This window comes from Cellulomonas sp. EB106-03-03-XG116, from assembly GCF_058792015.1.
Map to the genome: position 1 here is coordinate 76,294 of NZ_JBYTEP010000010.1, position 19,648 is coordinate 95,941.

General features: G+C 75.6%; 14 protein-coding genes and 1 pseudogene. 12 read left to right on the plus strand and 3 right to left on the minus strand.

Annotation, left to right across the window (positions count from 1 at the left end):
- Positions 1–9 precede the first annotated feature (9 nt).
- Entirely contained in the window at positions 10–2,316 is a 2,307-nt protein-coding gene (locus tag AC3WUG_RS06700) for an alpha-L-rhamnosidase (RefSeq protein WP_492326959.1), read from the minus strand.
- Positions 2,317–2,576: 260 nt separating this feature from the next.
- On the opposite strand from AC3WUG_RS06700, the gene AC3WUG_RS06705 reads away from it, so the two are divergent.
- Genes AC3WUG_RS06705 through AC3WUG_RS06715 form a run of 3 tightly spaced genes read left to right on the plus strand, consistent with a single transcriptional unit; the run spans position 2,577 to position 5,630 of the window.
- A complete protein-coding gene (locus AC3WUG_RS06705) occupies positions 2,577–3,878 on the plus strand; it encodes an ABC transporter substrate-binding protein (protein WP_492326960.1) in 1,302 nt (433 codons plus the stop codon).
- 4 nt (positions 3,879–3,882) lie between these two features.
- On the plus strand, positions 3,883–4,809 hold the full coding sequence (locus AC3WUG_RS06710) for a carbohydrate ABC transporter permease (RefSeq protein WP_492326961.1): 927 nt from the start codon (positions 3,883–3,885) through the stop codon (positions 4,807–4,809).
- The gene (locus AC3WUG_RS06715; RefSeq protein ID WP_492326962.1) at positions 4,806–5,630 is read left to right on the plus strand and encodes a carbohydrate ABC transporter permease; all 825 of its coding nucleotides are present in this window, start codon (positions 4,806–4,808) and stop codon (positions 5,628–5,630) included. The genes AC3WUG_RS06710 and AC3WUG_RS06715 overlap by 4 nt, the downstream gene beginning before the upstream one ends.
- A gap of 18 nt (positions 5,631–5,648) precedes the next feature.
- On the opposite strand, the gene AC3WUG_RS06720 is transcribed toward AC3WUG_RS06715, so the two are convergent.
- Positions 5,649–6,674, minus strand: coding sequence for a LacI family DNA-binding transcriptional regulator (locus AC3WUG_RS06720; protein WP_492326963.1), 1,026 nt, complete (start codon positions 6,672–6,674; stop codon positions 5,649–5,651).
- A 177-nt stretch (positions 6,675–6,851) separates the two neighbouring features.
- Between AC3WUG_RS06720 and rhaI the strand changes: the two genes are divergently transcribed.
- From rhaI to AC3WUG_RS06760, 8 genes and pseudogenes are all read left to right on the plus strand, one after another.
- On the plus strand, positions 6,852–8,018 hold the full coding sequence (gene rhaI / locus AC3WUG_RS06725; RefSeq protein ID WP_492326964.1) for an L-rhamnose isomerase: 1,167 nt from the start codon (positions 6,852–6,854) through the stop codon (positions 8,016–8,018).
- A gap of 3 nt (positions 8,019–8,021) precedes the next feature.
- Positions 8,022–9,503 carry a rhamnulokinase gene (locus tag AC3WUG_RS06730; protein WP_492326965.1) on the plus strand — a complete coding sequence of 494 codons (1,482 nt, stop codon included), beginning with the start codon at positions 8,022–8,024 and terminating at the stop codon, positions 9,501–9,503.
- Positions 9,504–10,082: 579 nt separating this feature from the next.
- Positions 10,083–10,625 (plus strand): annotated as a pseudogene (locus AC3WUG_RS06735) (DUF222 domain-containing protein); the annotation flags it as partial.
- Between the two features lie 638 nt (positions 10,626–11,263).
- Entirely contained in the window at positions 11,264–11,710 is a 447-nt protein-coding gene (locus tag AC3WUG_RS06740) for an HNH endonuclease signature motif containing protein (protein WP_492326981.1), read from the plus strand.
- 224 nt (positions 11,711–11,934) lie between these two features.
- Entirely contained in the window at positions 11,935–13,977 is a 2,043-nt protein-coding gene (locus AC3WUG_RS06745; protein ID WP_492326966.1) for a bifunctional aldolase/short-chain dehydrogenase, read from the plus strand.
- Positions 13,978–14,004: 27 nt separating this feature from the next.
- Positions 14,005–15,216, plus strand: coding sequence for an alpha-hydroxy acid oxidase (locus AC3WUG_RS06750; protein ID WP_492326967.1), 1,212 nt, complete (start codon positions 14,005–14,007; stop codon positions 15,214–15,216).
- A gap of 182 nt (positions 15,217–15,398) precedes the next feature.
- Positions 15,399–16,541: a GNAT family N-acetyltransferase gene (locus AC3WUG_RS06755; protein ID WP_492326968.1), complete on the plus strand. Its 1,143-nt coding sequence runs from the start codon at positions 15,399–15,401 to the stop codon at positions 16,539–16,541.
- A gap of 78 nt (positions 16,542–16,619) precedes the next feature.
- Positions 16,620–17,231, plus strand: a complete 612-nt coding sequence (locus AC3WUG_RS06760; RefSeq protein ID WP_492326969.1) for a GNAT family N-acetyltransferase — start codon at positions 16,620–16,622, stop codon at positions 17,229–17,231.
- Between the two features lie 16 nt (positions 17,232–17,247).
- Here the strand turns inward: AC3WUG_RS06760 and AC3WUG_RS06765 are convergent, their stop codons facing one another.
- The gene (locus tag AC3WUG_RS06765) at positions 17,248–17,655 is read right to left on the minus strand and encodes a PPOX class F420-dependent oxidoreductase (RefSeq protein WP_492326970.1); all 408 of its coding nucleotides are present in this window, start codon (positions 17,653–17,655) and stop codon (positions 17,248–17,250) included.
- 183 nt (positions 17,656–17,838) lie between these two features.
- Between AC3WUG_RS06765 and AC3WUG_RS06770 the strand changes: the two genes are divergently transcribed.
- A complete protein-coding gene (locus tag AC3WUG_RS06770) occupies positions 17,839–19,641 on the plus strand; it encodes an alpha/beta hydrolase (protein ID WP_492326971.1) in 1,803 nt (600 codons plus the stop codon).
- The last annotated feature ends 7 nt before the right edge of the window (positions 19,642–19,648 follow it).

Sequence of the window (19,648 nt, forward strand, 5' to 3'; positions counted from 1 at the left end):
CCCCCCGGGTCACCCCACCGGCACCGGCTCCGGGCCCGCGACGGCCCCCGTGACCCGGTGCGCGCCCGGTCCCAGGACCCGGTCCTCGGACCCCGGGAGCCGCACGACCGCCTCGACGCCGTCCGGCACCTCGACGTCGACCGCGAGCGCGCCGTCCGCGTGCCGCCACGCGACCTCGATCCGCCCGTGCCGGCTGTCGAGCGTCGTGCGCGCCCACTCGAGCCCGCCCCCGGGGACCGGGGCCACCAGCACCCGCGCGTAGCCGGGCTCCAGGGGCGCGAGCCCGCCGACGACCCGGTGCAGCCAGTCGGCGACCGCCCCGAGCGCGTAGTGGTTGAACGAGGTCATCTCGCCGGGGTTGATCGTGCCGTCGGGCAGCATCGAGTCCCACCGCTCCCAGACGGTCGTCGCGCCCATGGTGACGGCGTAGAGCCAGGACGGGACCTCGCGCTGCATCAGGAGCCGGTACGCGGTCCCGGCGTGGCCGGTCGAGGTGAGCGCGTCGGTGACGAACGGCGTCCCGGCGAAGCCCGTCGAGATGCGGTGCCCGGCCGCCGCGACGAGCTCGGCGAGCCGGTCCCCCGCCCAGGCACGCTCGTCGTCGTCGAGCAGCCCGAACTCGATCGCGAGCGCGTACACCGTGGGCGCGTCGGACCGCACCCGCCGCGCGCCGCCGTCCACGTACGCCGCCCGGAACGCGGCGCGCACCCGGGCCGCGTGCGCCGCGAGCTCCGCCGCGTCCGCGTCCCGCCCGAGGACGCCCGCGATCCGCGCCGCGAGGTCGGCGGTCCGGTACGCGCACGCCGTGGCGACGACGCCCTTGTCGGCCTTCGCCGCGTCCGGCCGGTCCGGCGGGGCGTCCGGGTCGAGCCAGTCGGCGAACTGGAAGCCGGTGTCCCACAGCCCGCTCGGCGACAGCAGCCCGGCGACGTGCCGCACGTGGTCCAGGACCGAGTCGTACTGCCGTTCGAGGACGGCCCGGTCGCCGTACGCCTGCCACAGCGCCCAGGGCACCCACACCGCGGCGTCGGCCCAGACGGCGGTGGCGTCGGCGGGCTCGAACTCGGCGGGCCCCTCGGCCATGCGGCGCAGCAGGTCGGGGACGACGTAGGGCACGTACCCGTCCGCGCGCTGCTCGGCCCAGAGGTCGACCAGCCAGTCACCGAGGAACCCGGAGGCGTCGGCGAGGAAGCACGCGGTCGGCGCGAACGCGGCGATGTCGCCGGTCCAGCCGAGCCGCTCGTCCCGCTGCGGGCAGTCGGTCGGCACGTCGACGAAGTTGCCCCGCATGCCCCAGACCACGTTCTCGTGCAGCCGGTTCAGCAGCGGGTCGGAGGTCTCGAACCAGCCGGTGCGGGTCAGGTCGGAGCCGACGACGACCGCCGTCAGCGCGCCGTCCCCGATCGCGTCCGGGCCGCCGGGCCAGCCGTCGACCTCGACGTACCGGAAGCCGTGGGTCGTGAACGTCGGCTCGAACACGTCGTCGCCGCCGGACAGCGTGAACCGGTCGGTCGCGCGCGCCGCCCGCAGCGGCCGGACCCCGAGCTCGTCGTGCTCGAGGACCTCGGCGTGCCGGAGGGTGACCACGTCGCCGGCCGCCCCGCGCACCCGGACCCGCACCCAGCCGACGAGGTTCTGCCCGAAGTCGACCAGCACCTTCCCGGACGGGCTGCGCCAGACCCGCTCGGGTGCGCGCTCGCCCAGCCGGCGGACGGGCGGCGCGAGGTAGGGCTCGAGCCGGGCGTCGTCGAACGCGACCTCGCGCACGCCGCCCCAGCGCGGGTCCGCGGGCGGGTCGCCGTCGAACGGCCCCGCCCAGCCCGGGTCGAGCCGCCGCGCGTCCACGGACTGGCCGTCGTACAGCGAGTCCGCGGTCACCGCGCCGGCGGCGGCCTGCCAGGTCGGGTCGGTCGCGACGACCTGGACCGCGCCGTCCCGGTAGGTGATCCGCAGCTCGGCGAACCCCGCGATCTCGTCGCCGTACGGGCGGGCGCCGGTCCCCCACCCGAGCCGGCCGCGCCACCAGCCGTCGCCGAGGGCGAGCCCGAGCGTCGGCGTGCGGCGGGTCAGCAGGCCCGTCACGTCGTGCCGCGCGTACCGCAGCCGCTCCTCGTAGGCGGACCAGCCCGGGGTGAGCAGGTCGCCCGAGACGGCCACACCGTCGAGGGACGCCTCGACCACGCCGAGCGCCGTGAGCACGAGCTCGGCGGAGGCCACCTCGCCGGGGTCCTGGTCGAGCACGAACGTCCGCCGCAGCAGCGGGGCGGCGTCGAGCGCGGCGTCGGGCGCGATGAAGCGTGCCTGCCAGGTGGTCATGGGTCCGTGGGTCCTCTCGTCGACGTCGTCGTCGCGGGCCGGCGCCACCGGTTCGGTGAATCGCTTCAACCCTCACCTGCGGCATCGTCGCCCGGCCCGCGCGCGCTCGTCAAGGGCCGCAGCGCCGCAGCGGGACGATGCCAAGTCGTGATGCCGAGGACTCTTGACCCAGATACGCGGCTCCCCTAACCTCGCCGCAGCAGTGAATCGGTTCAAGCACTGTCGGGGCAACGTCGCCCGGCGCCTACGAGGAGGTAAGCGTGAACAGGACCCGACCCCTGACCGCCGGCGCGGCGGCCGTCGCCGCCGCGCTCGCCCTGACCGCCTGCGGCGGATCCGGAGACGGGGGCGGCGAGGGCACGTCCCTCTCCGTCTACATCGACAGCTCCCCCGCGTCCGTCGCCCTGTGGGACGGCCTCAAGGCCGCCTACGCCGAGGAGAACCCGGACGTCACGATCGAGGTCGAGACCCACCCCGCGGGCTCCGAGGGCGACAACCTCATCAAGACCCGCCTCGCGACCGGCGAGATGAACGACCTGTTCTGGTACAACTCGGGCTCCCTGTTCCAGGCGCTCAACCCCGACCAGAACCTGGTGCCGCTGGGCGACGAGGACTGGGTCGACTCGATCGACGACAACTTCACGACCGTCGTCTCCACCGACACGGACCTGTACGGCGCGCCGGTCGGCGCCTCGTTCGCCGGCGCGGTCATCTACAACAAGACGATCTACGCGGACCTGGGCCTGGAGGTCCCCACCACCTGGGACGAGTACATGGCCAACAACCAGGCGATCAAGGACGCCGGGCTGGTCGCCGTCGCGCAGACCTACGGCGACACCTGGACGTCGCAGGTGCCGGTGCTCGGCGACTTCTACAACGTCGAGGCGGCCGACCCGGGCTGGGCCGAGGCCTACACCCAGGGCGAGCGGAAGTACGCGGACCAGCCGGCGCTCGCCGGGTTCGAGCACCTCCAGGAGGTGTTCGACGGCGGGTTCGTGAACGAGGACTTCGCCTCGGCCGTGTACGACGACGCGGTGAAGATGCTGGCAGAGGGCGAGGCGGCGCACTACCCGATGCTCACCGGCAACGTGGCGTCGTCGGTCGGCGAGAACTACCCGGACGCGGCCGACGACCTCGGCGTGTTCCCGCTGCCCAGCTCCGAGAGCGACGACAACGGCCTGACGGTGTGGATGCCCAACGGCATGTACATCCCGAAGTCCACCGAGGGCGCGCAGCTGGACGCTGCCAAGGAGTTCGTCGCCTGGCTCGTCACGCCGGACTCGTGCGCGGTGCAGGCGGAGACCACCGACGTCGGCGGCCCGTTCGTCGTCGACGGCTGCGACCTGCCCGACGACGTGCCGGCCCTCGTGTCCGACATGCAGCCGTACTTCGACTCGGGCGACACCGGCCTCGCGCTGGAGTTCCTGTCGCCGATCAAGGGCCCGGCGCTCGAGCAGATCACCGTCGAGGTCGGGTCCGGCATCCGCAGCGCCGAGGACGGCGCCGCCCTCTACGACGAGGACGTCGTCAAGCAGGCCCAGCAGCTCGGCCTGGACTGGTAGCCCCATGACCCTCGTGCACCCCGCCCTCGAGCGGACGGCCGAGCGACCGGCCCGGCGGCAGACCCGCCGGGCCGGCGCCCGGAGCCCGTACCCGACGTGGTTCTTCGTGCCCGCCGGTGTGTTCTACCTCGCGCTGTTCGTCGTCCCGACGGGCGCGTCGTTCTGGTTCGCGCTCACCCGGTGGGACCTGTACTCCGCCGAGTTCGTCGGGCTGGACAACTTCCAGCAGTTCTTCCGGGAGCCGGCGCTGGTCAAGGGCTTCGTGAACACGTTCGTCTACGCGTTCCTGACCTCCGGCGCCAAGGTGGTGCTCGGCCTCGCGCTGGCCGTGCTGCTGACCTCGCAGATCATCGCCCGCGGCTGGCTGCGGTCGGTGGTGTTCTTCCCCGTGCTGGTGAGCACCATCGGCGTCGGGGTGATGTTCAAGGTGCTGCTCGACCCGTTCGACGGCGCGGTCAACACCGTCCTGTCCTGGGTCGGCGTCACCGGCCCCGGCTGGCTGACCGACCCGAGCCTGGCGTTGTTCTCGGTCGCGATGGTCGACGTCTGGAAGGGCGTCGGGCTCGCCACCCTCATCTACATCGCCGGCCTGGTGGCGATCCCGCGGGAGTACTACGAGGCGGCCCGGGTGGACGGCGCGAGCGCGTGGCAGAACTTCCGGAGCATCACGCTCCCCCTCGTGCGCCCGGCCACGGTCACGGTCGTGCTGCTGTCCCTGATCGGCGGCCTGCGGTCGTTCGACCTCATCTGGACGATGACCCGCGGCGGCCCGGGGTTCAGCAGCGACGTGATCGGCTCGGTGATCTACAAGCAGTACCAGGCCGGGTTCTACGGGCTGTCGACCGCGGGCAACGTCGTCCTGTTCGTCGTCATCGCGGTGATCATCTTCCCGCTGTCCCGGTGGCTGAACCGCAAGGAGGTGCCGCTGTGAGGCGCCGCGGGGTCGCCCTCGGGTCCGTCGCGATCCTCGCGACCACCGTCGTGTTCGTGGTGCCGTTCCTGTTCGTCCTGCTCACCGCGTCGAAGACGCAGCAGGACGCGCTCGACCTCGACTTCTCCCTGCCCACCGAGTGGGCGCTGCTGGAGAACGTCCGCACGGTGCTGGCGACCAACGACGGCCAGCTCGTCCGGGCGTTCTGGAACTCGACCGTGCTGACGGTGGCGGCGGTCGCGATCATGACCGTCCTCGCCGCGATGGTCGGCTACGTCGTGCAGCGGCGCCGCAGCCGGTGGAACCCCGTGGTGGACGCGCTGGTGCTGGCCGGGCTCATCATCCCGCCGGCCGTCGTGCCGACGATCTGGGTCCTCCAGGGCATCGGGCTGTTCAAGACGATGGCCGGCCTCATCGCCGTGCACGTCGCGTTCGGGCTGTCGTTCTGCATCCTGCTGTTCCGCGCGTTCGTGGCGACCATCCCGCGCGAGCTCGACGAGGCGGCGCTGATCGACGGGGCCGGGCCGAGCCGGCTGTTCTTCTCGGTGATCTTCCCGCTGCTGCGCGCCGTCGTCGTGACCGTGGTCGTCGTCCAGGCGGTGACGGTGTTCAACGACTTCACCTACGCGCTGTACTTCCTGCCCGGGGCCGACAACGCCACGGTGCAGCTCACGCTGTACAACTACCAGTCGCAGGGGCTGAACCAGTGGAACCTGCTGTTCGCGGACGTCCTGCTCATCACGATCCCGCCGCTGATCATGTACGCGTTCTTCAACCGGCAGATCGTCGCGGGCATGACCTCGGGCGCGGTCAAGGGCTGACCGGTGCCGGCACGCGGCTCAGGCGGGGACGCTGGAGGACCGGACGACGAGCTCCGGCTGGAACACCTGGTGCTGGGCCACGGGCGCGCCCTCGCCCGACCGGGCGAGCAGGATCTCCGCGGCGCGGAAGCCCAGGGCGTGCGCGGGCTGGCGCACCGAGGTGAGCGGGGTCGCCAGCTCCGCCGCCACCTCGATGTCGTCGTACCCGACGATCGCGATGCTGCCGATCAGGTCGGGGCGCCGCCGGCGGATCTCCCGCTGCACGCCGATCGCGACGAGGTCGTTCACGCAGAACACCGCGGTCGGCGGCTCGTCGCCCTCGAGCAGCCCGGCGAACACCGCGGCGGCTCCCCCGGCGTCGAGGGACGGCAGCGGCACCTCGCGCACCACGGCGTCCGGGTCCAGGCCGCGGCGCTCGACGGCGCGACGCAGGCCGGTGAGCCGGTCGCGGCACGGTCGGATCGCGTGCGGGCCGTTCAGCATGACGACCGAGCGGTGCCCGAGGTCGAGCAGGTGCTCGCCCGCCAGGGTGCCGCCCGCGACGTCGTCCACGGCGACCGAGGACAGCGCGTCCGTCGGCGACGGGCGGTCGAGCAGGACGGTGTGCACCCCGCGGCCCGCGAGCGCCAGCAGCGGCCCGAGGTCGTCGCCCGTGGGGACGACCAGCAGCCCGGACACCCCGTGCTCCTCGAACAGCCGCAGGTAGCGCGCCTCGCGCTCGGGGTCGTCGTCGGAGCTCGCCAGCATGAGCGTGTGGTCGGCGGCGGCCAGCCGGTCCTCGATGCCGCGCGCGACCTCGGTGAAGAACGGGTTGCGGATGTCGAGCACGATCGCGCCGACCGTGGTGATCGTGCCCGCGCGGAGCTGCCGGGCCGACGCGTTGGGCACGAAGGCCAGCCGCCGGATCGCGTCGAGCACCCGCTCGCGGGTCGCGGCCGCCACCCGGTCGGGGCGGTTCAGCACGTTCGACACCGTGCCGACCGACACCCCGGCCAGGCGCGCGACGTCACCGATCGAGCTGCGCCGGGTGGCCGAGGTCGACACCGCTCACCTCCGCTTCCGTCCGGGTGCCCGCGCGGGTCCGCGTGCCGCGTCCCGTCCGGCGCAGCATAGCGACGCGCGGGGCCTGCATCGATTCACGACCCGCGCCGGACGGGCACCCGCTTGCGTCCGCGGTCACCGCAATGAAACGATTCATCCAGGTTCGTCGAAGGAGACACCATGTCGTTCACCCCCGCGCTCGCCGCCGCGCTCGACCGGCAGGCGATCGAGCTCCCGTCGTGGGCGTTCGGCAACGCCGGCACCCGGTTCAAGGTGTTCACCACCCCCGGCACGCCGCGCACGATCGAGGAGAAGCTCGCCGACGCGGCGCAGGTGCACCGGCTCACCGGGCTGGCGCCCTCGGTGGCGCTGCACATCCCCTGGGACCTGGTCGACGACTTCGGCAAGCTCGCCGCGTACGCCGACGACCTCGGGCTGCGGCTCGGGACGGTCAACTCCAACACGTTCCAGGACGACGACTACCGGCTCGGGTCCCTCACCCACGCCGACCCGCGGGTCCGGCAGAAGGCGGTCGACCACCACTTCCGGTGCATCGACGTCATGCACGCCACCGGGTCGCGGGACCTGAAGATCTGGCTGCCGGACGGCACCAACTACCCGGGCCAGGGCGACATCCGCGACCGGCAGGACCGGCTGGCCGACTCCCTGGCGCGGATCTACGCCCGGCTGTCCGGCGAGCAGCGGCTGGTGCTCGAGTACAAGATCTTCGAGCCGTTCTTCTACACGATGGACGTCCCCGACTGGGGCACCGCGTACGCCCACGCGACCGCGCTCGGCGACCGGGCCGTCGTCTGCCTCGACACCGGCCACCACGCCCCGTCGACCAACGTCGAGTTCATCGTCGCCCAGCTGCTGCGCCTCGGCCGGCTCGGGTCGTTCGACTTCAACTCCCGGTTCTACGCCGACGACGACCTCATCGTCGGGGCCGCGGACCCGTTCCAGCTGTTCCGCATCCTCGCCGAGGTCGTGCGCGGCGGCGGGATGGACGCGGGCACCGACGTCCAGTTCATGCTCGACCAGTGCCACAACATCGAGGACAAGATCACCGGGCAGATCCGCTCGGTGCTCAACGTCCAGGAGATGACGGCCCGCGCCCTGCTCATCGACCGCGACGCCCTGGCCGCGGCGCAGCAGGCCGGGGACGTCCTCGGCGCGAACGCCGTCTACATGGACGCCTTCTACACCGACGTCCGCCCCGCGCTGGCCGACCGGCGGGAGTCCCGCGGGCTGCCGCGCGACCCGGTCGCCGCCTACGCCGCCTCCGGCTACGCCGAGCAGATCGCCGCCGAGCGCGTCGGCGGGCAGCAGGCCGGCTGGGGCGCCTGACCGATGCCGCCCTCCCCGTCCCTGGTCGCCGTCGACCTCGGGGCGTCCAGCGGCCGCGTGCTCGCCGGACGGCTCGAGGCGGGGCGGCTCGTCACGCGCGAGGCCGGCCGGTTCCCCAACCGGCCGGTGCGGGCCGGCGGGCGGCTGCACTGGGACGTGCTGGCGCTGTGGGCCGGAATCCAGGACGGGCTCCGCGTCGCCGCGCGCGCCTCCGGCCCGGTCGCCTCCGTCGGGATCGACACCTGGGCCGTCGACCACGGCCTGCTCGACGCCGACGGCGAGCTCCTCGGCAACCCCGTGCACTACCGCGACGCCCGCACCGCCGGGGCCGCCGAGGCGTTCGCCCGGCTGCTCGACCCCGCCGCGCACTACGCCGCCACCGGCAGCCAGGTGCAGCCGTTCAACACCGTGTACCAGCTGCTCGCGGCCGGCGGCACCGCGCCGCTGCGGGCCGCCGACCGGCTGCTGCTCGTGCCCGACCTGCTCGGCCGGTGGCTGTCCGGCGCCGACGTCACCGAGGTCACGAACGCCTCCACGACCGGCATGCTCGACCCCGCCACCCGCCGATGGAGCCCCGCGGTGCTCGACGCCCTCGCGGCCTCCCCCGCCGGCGACGTGCGGCGGCTGCTGGCCCCGCTGGTCGAGCCCGGCACCGTGCTCGGGCCGGTGCTGCCCGACGTGGCCGCCGACCTCGGGCTCGCCGGCGCGGTGCACGTCGCGGTCGGCTCGCACGACACCGCCTCCGCCGTGGCGGCCGTGCCGCTCGGCGACGCCCCCGCCGCGTGGATCTCCTCGGGCACCTGGTCGCTGGTCGGCGTCGAGCTGCCCGCGCCCGTGCGCTCCGAGGCGGGGCGCGCCGCGAACTTCACCAACGAGCTCGGCGTCGCCGGGACCGTCCGGTACCTGCGGAACGTCGCCGGGCTGTGGCTGCTCCAGGAGTCGCTGCGCGCGTGGGCGGACGCCGGCACCCCGCAGGACCTCGACGCCCTGCTCGCCGCCGCCGCCGAGGTCCCCGCGCTGCGCACCGTCGTCGACGTCGACGACCCCGCGTTCGCGCCGCCGGGCGACATGCCCGCCCGGATCGCCGCCGCCGCGCGGCGCACCGGGCAGCCCGTGCCCGGCAGCCCGGCCGAGGTCGTGCGCTGCGTCCTCGACTCGCTGGCGCTCGCGTACCGCCGCGCGGTCCGGCGGGCGGGCGCGCTGTCTGGGCGCCCGGTCGAGGTCGTGCACGTCGTCGGCGGCGGCGCCCGCAACGCGCTGCTCTGCCGGCTCACCGCCGACGCCACCGGCCTGCCCGTCGTCGCCGGGCCGGTCGAGGCCACGGCGGTCGGCAACCTGCTCACCCAGGCGCTCGCGCTCGGCGAGCTGACCGGGGGGCTGCCGGCGGCGCGCGCGGTCGTGCGGGCGTCGACCGCGCTCGTCACGCACCAGCCCCGGGGGGCCGAGCGGCCGTGGGCGCGGGCGGAGGAGCGCCTGGGGGCGTGACGGGCGGCGCGCCGACCGCCGACCCCGGCGCCGGCCGGTGCCTGCGCCGACGCCGTAGCCATCCCCGTAGCCATCCCGGGAGCATGGTGGCCATGCCTCGGGTCGGCCGTTGGCTGCGACGGATCGGGGTCGTCCCGGGCTCGCGCCCCGGCGCCGAGCCGTCCACAGGTGCCGTCGTCGTGCTCCGTCCCCAGGACGGGGGTCGGTCGCCGAGGTCGTGTCGGTGGCCGTCGGTAGTGTCGTTCCATGGCACCTGACCTGCAGGAACACCCGGACGGCGACCCGGTCGCCGCCGCGGTGCTGCCGGTCTACGCACCCGACGGGACGTGCCTGACGGACTTGGGCCCGGACCCCGTCGTCGCCGCGGGTGGGGCGCCTCGGACCGGTGAGCAGCGGCAGATCGAGGCGATCCGTTCCTGCGAGCCCGGGCCCGAGCTGGACGCCTGGCTGCGGGGCCTGGACCCGGACGTGCTGCCCTCGGCGGTCCTGGTCGAGGTGATCGCCGCGCAGACCCGGATCGAGTCCTACCAGCACGCCCGCACCCTCGGCCTGATCGCCGAACTCGCCTCCCGGGAGGAGATGAGCCCGGAGTGGTCGCCGCTGGCCGGTGCCCCGCCCACGCAGGCGTGCGTGGCCGGCGACGAGCTCGCGATGCGGCTGGGCTGGCCGCGGGTCACGGCGACGAAGACCGTGCACCGCGCCCTGGTGCTCGACGGGATGCTCGGCGCGACCCGCCAGGCCCTGGAGGTCGGACACCTCGACGCCGGCAAGGCCCAGGTCCTGACGACCGGGTTGGCGGACCTGTCCTTCCAGGTCGCGCACGCCGTCGAGGACGCGGTGCTGCCCGAGGCCGACCAGTGCTCCGTCGCCGAACTGCGGCAGCGCGTCGAGCGGGAGATCCGTCTCGTCGACCCCGAGGGCGCCTCCGACCGGCACGACCGGGCCCGGTGCACCCGGAAGGTCTCCCACCCCCGACCCCAGCCGGACGGCATGGCGTCCATGTGGCTGGTGCTCGACGCGGCGGACGCGCTGCGTGTCGACGGGGTCCTCACGCACGCCGCGAAGACCGCCAAGGCCCTGGGTGACGACCGCACCCTGGACCAGCTGCGCGCCGACGGCCTGCGGGACCTGGTCGTGGGCGACGTCCCGGATTCCGACGGGCCGGCGTTCGAGGTCCACCTGTCCCCAGGGCTGCCGGTGCCGCCGGAGCCGAAGCGGTCGTGGAACGGGGCGACCTTCACCGATCACGACGGTGTGGTGCTCACGCGCCCGGTCGAGTCGACCCCGATCGCGACTCTCACCCCGCTCACCCACACCGCCACGGACCCCGCGCCGCGAGTGGGCCACCCGGCTCCTGCGCGCGGAGCGCCAGGCACACCGACCGGGTCCTCGACACGCACCGGGGCCGGGGCCGGGGCCGGGGCCGGGGCCGGGGCCGGGGCCGGGGCCGGGGCCTCACACGACACCAACTCCTCGACCGGCGCCGGGGCCGAAGACGACGCCAGCGTCTCGACCGGCACCGGGACCGAAGCGGGCACCACCACGGTTGCCGCCACGCCGAGCCCATCGCGCGGAGCCGACGCACCCGCCCCCGCGACCAGCACCCACACGCCCGCCACCACACCCACGCCCGCGCGTCGCGGCTGCACCCGCTGCTCGGGCCGTCCGGGCGCCGAGGTCCGGATCACGATCCCCGCCTCCACCCGCTCGGGCTGGACGACCAGCCCGCCCACCTCGACGGGCACGGACCCATCGACGCCGTGCAAGCCCGGGCCCTGGCGATCGGCGGGGTCTGGCAGCGCGTCGTCACCGACCCCCTCACCGACCGGGTCCTGGACGTCGGACGCGAACGCTACCGACCACCCGCCGCCCTCGCCGCCCTCGTCCGCACCCGCGACAAGACCTGCGCCGCACCCGGGTGCACCGTCCCGGCCCGCTCGTGCGACCTCGACCACACCACGGAGTTCCACCCCCGACCGGGTGGCGACCCCGACGCGCCCCTGGGCGGCACCGACGCCGCCAACCTGGGACCGGTCTGCCGCCGGCACCACCGCCTCAAGACCGACGGCGGCTTCCGGCTGCGGCAGACCGAACCCGGTCTCTTCGAGTGGATCACCCCGACCGGCCACCGCTACCTCACCCGACCCGGCACGGGGCAGACCCACGACGCCACGACCGACCCGTACGACGGACCACCCCCGTTCTGAGGCGAGGGCGTCCAGCGTGAGGCGAGGGCGTCCTGCGTGAGGCGAGGGCATCCTGTGAGACGAGGGCCGCACCCCGTGAGGCGGAAGCACGGCCTGTGAGACGAGGGCACCCCGTGGGCTACGCGCGGCGCGCGGACCCCGACGCCGGACCCACCGTTGACGCCGGGGCACCGGCGCACCTAGGTTGTGAATCGATTCATTCCCCCACCGAGCCGGAGACGACGATGTCCCACCCCGCCGCCGACCTGATCGCGCGCTCGAACCGCCTGGGCGCCGACCCCCGCACCACGAACTACGCCGGCGGCAACACCTCCGCCAAGGGGACCGCCACGGACCCCGCGACGGGCCGGCCGGTCGAGCTGCTCTGGGTCAAGGGCTCCGGCGGCGACCTCGGGACGCTCACGGAGCGCGGGCTCGCCGTGCTGCGGCTGGACCGGCTGCGCGCGCTCGTGGACGTGTACCCCGGGGTCGAGCGCGAGGACGAGATGGTCGCCGCGTTCGACTACTGCCTGCACGGCCGCGGCGGCGCGGCGCCGTCGATCGACACCGCGATGCACGGCCTGGTGGACGCGGCGCACGTGGACCACCTGCACCCGGACGCCGGGATCGCGCTGGCGACCGCGGCGGACGGCGAGGCGCTGACGCGCGAGGTGTTCGGCGACGCGGTCGTGTGGGTGCCGTGGCGCCGCCCCGGGTTCCAGCTGGGCCTGGACATCGCGGCGGTCCGCCGCGCGCACCCCGACGCGATCGGCTGCATCCTCGGCGGCCACGGGATCACGGCGTGGGGCGACACCTCCGCCGAGGCCGAGGAGCGGTCGCTGCGGATCATCCGCACCGCGGAGGCGTTCATCGAGGAGCGCACGGCCCGGCTCGGCCGGCACCCGTTCGGGCACACCCGGCCCGGCTTCGGCGCGCTGCCCGAGGACGAGCGGCGCGCGCGGGCCGCCGCGCTCGCGCCCGTCGTCCGCGGGCTGGCGTCGACGGACCGGCCGCAGGTCGGCCACCTGACCGACTCCGAGGTGGTGCTGGACTTCCTGTCCCGGGAAGGGCTCGACCGGCTCGCCGCGCTCGGCACGTCCTGCCCCGACCACTTCCTGCGGACGAAGGTCCGGCCGCTGGTGCTGGACCTGCCGGCCGACGCGCCGCTCGAGGACGCCGTCGCCCGGCTGCGCGAGCTGCACGCCGCGTACCGCGAGGACTACCGGGCGTACTACGAGCGGCACGCGACCCCGGACTCCCCCGCGATGCGCGGCGCCGACCCGGCGATCGTGCTGGTCCCGGGCGTCGGGATGTTCTCCTTCGGCGCCGACAAGCAGACGGCCCGGGTCGCCGGCGAGTTCTACGTGAACGCGATCAACGTGATGCGCGGGGCGGAGGCGATCAGCACCTACGCGCCCATCCCGGAGTCGGAGAAGTTCCGGATCGAGTACTGGGCGCTGGAGGAGGCCAAGCTCGCGCGCCGGCCGGCGCCCAAGCCGCTGGCGACCCGGGTCGCGCTCGTCACCGGCGCGGGGTCCGGGATCGGCCGGGCCATCGCGGAGCGGCTCGCGGCCGAGGGCGCGTGCGTCGTGGTCGCGGACGTGAACCTGGACGGGGCCGAGCAGGTGGCCACGGCGCTCGGCGGCCCGGACGTCGCCGTCGCGGTGCGCGCGGACGTCACCGACGAGGACGCGGTCGCCGGGCTGGTCCGCGAGGCGGTGCTGGCGTTCGGCGGCGTCGACCTGGTGGTGAACAACGCCGGGCTGTCGATCTCCAAGCCGCTGCTCGAGACCACCGCGAAGGACTGGGACCTGCAGCACGACGTCATGGCCCGCGGGTCGTTCCTGGTCTCCCGGGAGGCGGCGCGGGCGATGGTCGCGCAGGGCATGGGCGGGGACATCGTGTACATCGCGTCGAAGAACTCGCTGTTCGCCGGCCCGAACAACGTCGCGTACTCCGCGACCAAGGCCGACCAGGCGCACCAGGTGCGGCTGCTCGCGGCGGAGCTCGGCGCGCACGGCATCCGGGTCAACGGGGTCAACCCCGACGGCGTGGTGCGCGGGTCGGGCATCTTCGCGGGCGGCTGGGGCGCGCAGCGGGCGGCGACGTACGGCGTGCCCGAGGAGGAGCTGGGCGCCTACTACGCGCAGCGCACCCTGCTGAAGCGGGAGGTGCTGCCCGAGCACGTGGCGGCCGCGGTGTTCGCGCTGACCGGGCCGGACCTGGTGCAGACGACCGGCCTGCACGTGCCCGTCGACTCCGGCGTCGCCGCCGCGTTCCTGCGCTGAGCGCGCGGACCAGGGAGGATCTGCGACATGACCGAGCGCCAGCTGCCGAAGTGGTCCGAGCTCCAGCCGCTGCTGCGGCCCAAGCCGATCCGGCTGGACCCGACGCGCCGCCGCCTGGAGGACGCGCTGACCATCGCCGACCTGCGGACTGTCGCCCGGCGCCGCACGCCGCGGTCGGTGTTCGACTACACCGACGGCGCCGCCGAGGCGGAGATCAGCCTGCGCCGCGCACGGCGGCTGTTCCGGGACCTCGAGCTGCGGCCGTCGATCCTGCAGGACGTGTCCGAGATCGACACCACCACCGACATGCTCGGCAGGCCCGCGGCGGTGCCGTTCTCGTTCGCCCCCACCGGGTTCACGCGGATGATGCACCACGAGGGCGAGCGGGCCGTCGCGCGGGTCGCCCAGCAGCGCGGGATCCCGTACGCGCTGTCGACGATGGGCACCACGTCGATCGAGGACGTCGCCGCCGCGGCGCCCGACGCCCGCAAGTGGTTCCAGCTGTACGTGTGGAAGGACCGCTCCGCGGGCGAGGACCTCATGGCGCGGGCGAAGGCGTCGGGGTTCGAGGCCCTGCAGCTCACCGTCGACGTGCCGGTCGCGGGGGCGCGGCTGCGGGACACCCGCAACGGGTTCGCGATCCCGCCGGCGCTGTCGGTGAAGACGGTGCTGGACGCGGGGACGCACCCGGCCTGGTGGCTGAACCTGCTGACCACGCGCCCGCTGGAGTTCGCGTCGCTGCAGTCCTGGGGCGGCACGGTCGCCGACCTGCTGGACAAGCTGTTCGACCCGACGATGACGATCGCCGACCTGGAGTGGCTGCGCGCCTCCTGGGACGGGCCGCTCGTCATCAAGGGCATCCAGACGGTCGAGGACGCCCGCCGGGTGGTGGACGCCGGGGCGGACGCGATCGTGCTGTCCAACCACGGCGGGCGGCAGCTCGACCGGGCGCCGGTGCCGCTGCGGCTGCTGCCGGACGTCAAGGAGGCGGTCGGCGACCGCGCCGAGGTGTGGCTCGACACCGGGATCGTGTCCGGCGCGGACGTGGTGGCCGCGCTCGCGCTCGGGGCCGACGCGACCATGGTCGGGCGCGCGTACCTGTACGGGCTGATGGCCGGCGGCGAGCGCGGCGTCGACCGGGCCGCGGAGATCCTCACCCGCGAGGTGCGGCGCACGATGGCGCTGCTCGGCGTGCGGAGCGTGGGCGAGCTCGGCCCGCAGCACGTGCGGCTGCCGTAGCGCGGGCGCGCGGGGCCGCCGGGGCGCGGGCGGCCTCGCCTCCCGTTTCCGCCGCCGCCCTCGCGGATCGGCGTGGGCGGCGCCGGAACGCGTGGGCGGCGCGCTGGGCCTGGCGGGTGAGAGCGCGCCAGTTCACCCGCGGATCACGACAAACCGGGGCAAAACCGCCCTACCGTCGGCGCATGGACCTCCGGCTCGTCCCGCTGGCTGACATCACCGCGGCCGACGCCCGCGCGTGGCAGCGGCTCGCCGCGGACGCCCTCGCGCCGAACATGTGCCTCGACCCCCGGTTCCTGACGACGGCCCGCAGCCGGCCCGACGCGCACGAGGTCCGGGTGCTCAGCGCGCGCGAGGGCGGCGAGTGGCTGGGCGCGCTCGCCGTCACGACCAAGCGGGTCGCCCCGCGGCTTCCGGTGCGCGCGGTGACCACCGGCGGCGAGTTCATGACCTCGCAGTGCGACCGGCACCACCCGCTGCTGCGCTCGGGTCGCGCGCCCGAGGCGCTGGACGCCCTGCTGCGCGGCGCGCCGGACGTCGGCCTGCCCGGCCTCGCGCTGCTGCGCCGGTTCCCGGCCGAGGGTCCGCTGGCCGACGTCCTCGACGAGGTGGCGACCCGCCGCCGGATGCGGGTGCACGAGCGCAGCCGGGACGTCGGCGCCTGGGCCCCGCGCGAGGCGTTCGACGTGCTGCCGGTGCCGGACCCCGTCGACGGCGTCGTCGTGGACCCGCCGCTGTCGACCGCGCACCTGCGCACCGACGACGCCCGGAACGTCCGGCGGGTCGCCCGCGGGCTGGCCCGGGAGCTCGGCGGGCCGCTGGAGCTGCGCGACGAGTCGGACGACCCGGCCGCCGTCGACCGGTTCGTGGCGCTCCAGGCCGCGGGCTGGAAGGGCGACCCGGCGCGCGGCGGCGCGGCGCTCGGCCTGGACCCCGCGGACGAGCGCTGGTTCCGGGACATGGTCGACGCGTTCCGGGGGGACGGGGACCTGGACGCGCTCCGGCTCACCGCGGGGGGCGAGACCATCTGGGCCGGGTTCCACGTCCGGTCGGGCGGCGCGTGGTTCGGGCTGCTGGACGCGTACGACGAGCGGTTCCGGCGGTTCAGCCCCGGATCGGTGGGCCGGCTCGCCGCGCTGACCTACCTGCTCGGGACCACCGACGCGCCGTTCGTCGACCCCGGGTTCGGCTCGCACTACGCGGTCGGCGCCCGGCTGTGGCCCGCCGCGCGCCCGCAGGTCGACCTCCTCGTGGCCGCCCGCGGGCCGGCGGCGCGCGCGGTGCTGCGCGCGGTCCCCCTGGCCCGGCGGCTGGGGGTCGCGGCCTGACGGCGGCCCGGCGGCGGGCCGACGGCGGGCCCGACGAGGCATCCTGGTGGCCCGCCCCCCCCTGCCGGAAGGACCCCCGTGAGCGTCGTCGTCGAGACCGCCCGCCCCGACGAGGCCGCCGCCTGCGCGCGCCTGCTCGCCGACGCGCTCGGTGACGACCCGGTGATCCGGGCGATGGTCCCCGGCGACCGGGACCGCACCGCCCGGCTGGTCGCGATGCACGTGGCGCAGCTCCGGGCCGGCCCGCTGCCGGGCGGCTCGGTCGACGTGGCGCGCGCCGAGCCGGGCGGTCCGGTGCTCGGGGTGGCGGTGTGGCACGGGCCGGGGCACGGCGCCCCGGCCCGCGAGCGCCTGCGGCAGCTGCCGGCCGTCGTCCGGGCGATCGGCCTGCGGCACCTGCCGACCGCCGCGGCCCAGACGGCCCGGTACGAGCGGCACCGGCCGCGGCGGCCGCACTGGTACCTGGAGGAGATCGCCGTCGGGCCGGACGCGCGCGGGCTCGGCGTCGGCTCGGCGCTGCTCCGGCACGGGCTGGCGCGGGTCGACGCGACGGGCCTGCCGGCGTACCTGGAGGCGACGACCGACGCGAGCCGCCGGCTGTACGAGCGGTTCGGGTTCGTGGCCACGGGCCCGGTCCCGGTGCGGGGACCGCAGCCCTGGGCCATGCTCCGCGAGCCCGCGACGACCTGAGCCGCGGGGCGCGGCGTCAGCTCTGGTGGGCGCCCCAGCCGTGCCAGCGCTCGACCTCGACGACCGCCGAGAACCGCGGGTTCTCCCGGTCCGGGTACGGGTGGCCCGTGTAGTGCTCGGAGAGCGCGTCGATGCCCGAGCGGTCGACGTCCTCGGTGATCTCGACGACGCGGCCGACGAGCGTCACGTGCGTGTACCAGTCGTCCGCGTCGAGCACGGTGAGCGTCACCCGCGGGTCCCGGCGCAGGTGCGTCAGCCGGACCCGCGTGCCGTCGAGGTTGAGCAGCACCCGGCCGTCCTCGCGCCACAGGTACCAGGTGGCGGCGGAGACCGGCGTGCCGTCCGAGCGCAGCGTCGCCATGACGGCGGGGTTCGGGCGGCGGAGCATCTCGACGGCGTCGGACGGCAGCGGGGGCGTGGCCACGGGTGGACCTCCAGGGAGAGCGGGTGCGGGCGGGCCCAGTGTCGCCCACCCCGCGGCGGCGCGCGCGACCCACCCGCCGCAGGTCGCGCACCCGCGGCGCGGGTCTGGGACGATCGGGGCCAGACCGACGGCGACGGGCCCACCGCGCGCGCTCCCCGCGGCACGCCAGGAAGGGACCCGTCCATGACGCAGCCGGCAGCCACCCCGGCCCCCACGCCGTCGCCCGACCCGGGCCGGGCGACGGACCCGGCCGGCGCGACCGCACCCCCCGCCGCGCCCCGCACCGAGCCCGCCGCGCCCCGCCGGCGGCACCGGCCCCGGCCGCCGAGCCCCGCCGGCGTCGTGGGCGGCACCCTCTTCGCGATGCTCGCCATGACGCCCTCGCTGCTCCCCCGCGACTGGCTGTTCCAGGCCCTGGTGTCCGGCATCTCGGCGGCGCTGGGCTACGGGCTCGGCGTGGCGCTCGCCTGGGCGCTGCGGCACCTGCCCGCCTGGCGGCGCCTGCTGGCCGCGGCCCGGCACCGGGTGCCGCCCCGGGTGCGGACCGCCGCGCGGCCGTGGCTCCTGCCGGCGCTGGCCGTGGCGGTCGTGGCCGGCCTCGTGCTGGCGCTCGTCAACGGCGCGCGCTGGCAGCGGGAGATGACCGCGGCGATCGGCATGCCCGGCCCGAGCACCGGCGACTGGCTCCGCGCCGGGCCGCTGCTCGTCCTGGTCGCGGCCGCGTTCGTGCTGCTCGCCCGCGGGCTGCGCTGGGTGGGCCTGCGGCTCGAGCGCGGGCTGCGGCGCTGGCTGCGGTTCCCGCGGCTGCTCGCGGGCGCCGTCGCCGTCGTGCTCGTGGCGGTGCTGACCGTCGTGCTGGTCAACGACGTGCTGCTCGGCCGGGCGCTGTCCGCCGCGGACGGCGCGTTCGCGCTGGCGAACACGGAGGACCACCCGGGCGTCACGCAGCCGGAGGCGGCGGAGCGGTCCGGGTCGCCGGGGTCGCTGGTGCCGTGGGACACCCTCGGCCGGGAGGGCCGCCGGTTCGTGGCCGAGGGCCCGACCGCCGACGAGCTGGCGGCCGCCGCGCCCGACGGGTCCGCCACCACGCCCGTCCGGGTGTACGCCGGCCTGGACAGCGCGGACACCGCCGAGGGCCGTGCCGCCCTGGCCGTCGAGGACCTGGAGCGCGCCGGGGCGTTCGACCGCGCGGTGCTGCTCGTCGTCACCACCACCGGCAGCGGCTGGGTCAACGACGCGGCGGTCTCCGCGCTGGAGCTGATGCACGGCGGCGACACCGCCACCGTCGCCACGCAGTACTCCTACCTGCCGAGCTGGCTGTCGTTCCTGGTCGACCGGTCCCGCGCCGCGGACGAGGCGCAGGCGCTCGCCGCCGCCGTCGAGGCCCGCGTGGCCGCACTGCCCCCCGAGGACCGCCCCGAGCTGCTGGCCTACGGCGAGAGCCTGGGCTCGTACGGCTCGGAGAGCGCCTACGACTCGCTCGCCGACATCCGCGCGCGCACCGACGGCGTGCTCTGGGTCGGCCCGCCGAACTCCAACCCGGTGTGGCACGCGCTGATGGAGCGGCGCGACCCCGGGACCACGTCGGCGGCCCCCGTGTACGCGAGCGGCCTGCTGGTGCGGTTCGCCGGCGACACCGAGCAGATGGCCACCCCGCCGACGGCCTGGGAGGACCCGCGGGTCCTGTACCTGCAGCACGCGTCCGACCCGATCGTCTGGTGGGGGCCGGACCTGCTGCTCAGCCGCCCCGACTGGCTCGCGGAGCCGCACACCGGCGAGGGCGGCCTGTCGATGACGTGGTACCCGCTGGTGACGTTCTGGCAGCTGACGTTCGACCTGGTGAACTCCAAGTCGGTGCCCGACGGGCACGGGCACAACTACGACGCGCTGACGCTCGACGGCTGGGTGGCGGTCGCGGCGCCGGACGGGTGGTCGGACGCGGACACCGCCCGGGTGCGGGCGGTGCTGGCGGAGCGCGCGGGCTGACGCGGCG

Coding starts and splice junctions, on each gene's coding strand:
- AC3WUG_RS06700 (WP_492326959.1), bottom strand. CDS start 2,316: ATGACCACCTGGCAGGCACGCTTCATCGCGCCCGACGCCGCGCTCGAC.
- AC3WUG_RS06710 (WP_492326961.1), top strand. CDS start 3,883: ATGACCCTCGTGCACCCCGCCCTCGAGCGGACGGCCGAGCGACCGGCC.
- rhaI (WP_492326964.1), top strand. CDS start 6,852: ATGTCGTTCACCCCCGCGCTCGCCGCCGCGCTCGACCGGCAGGCGATC.
- AC3WUG_RS06730 (WP_492326965.1), top strand. CDS start 8,022: ATGCCGCCCTCCCCGTCCCTGGTCGCCGTCGACCTCGGGGCGTCCAGC.
- AC3WUG_RS06745 (WP_492326966.1), top strand. CDS start 11,935: ATGTCCCACCCCGCCGCCGACCTGATCGCGCGCTCGAACCGCCTGGGC.
- AC3WUG_RS06750 (WP_492326967.1), top strand. CDS start 14,005: ATGACCGAGCGCCAGCTGCCGAAGTGGTCCGAGCTCCAGCCGCTGCTG.
- AC3WUG_RS06755 (WP_492326968.1), top strand. CDS start 15,399: ATGGACCTCCGGCTCGTCCCGCTGGCTGACATCACCGCGGCCGACGCC.
- AC3WUG_RS06770 (WP_492326971.1), top strand. CDS start 17,839: ATGACGCAGCCGGCAGCCACCCCGGCCCCCACGCCGTCGCCCGACCCG.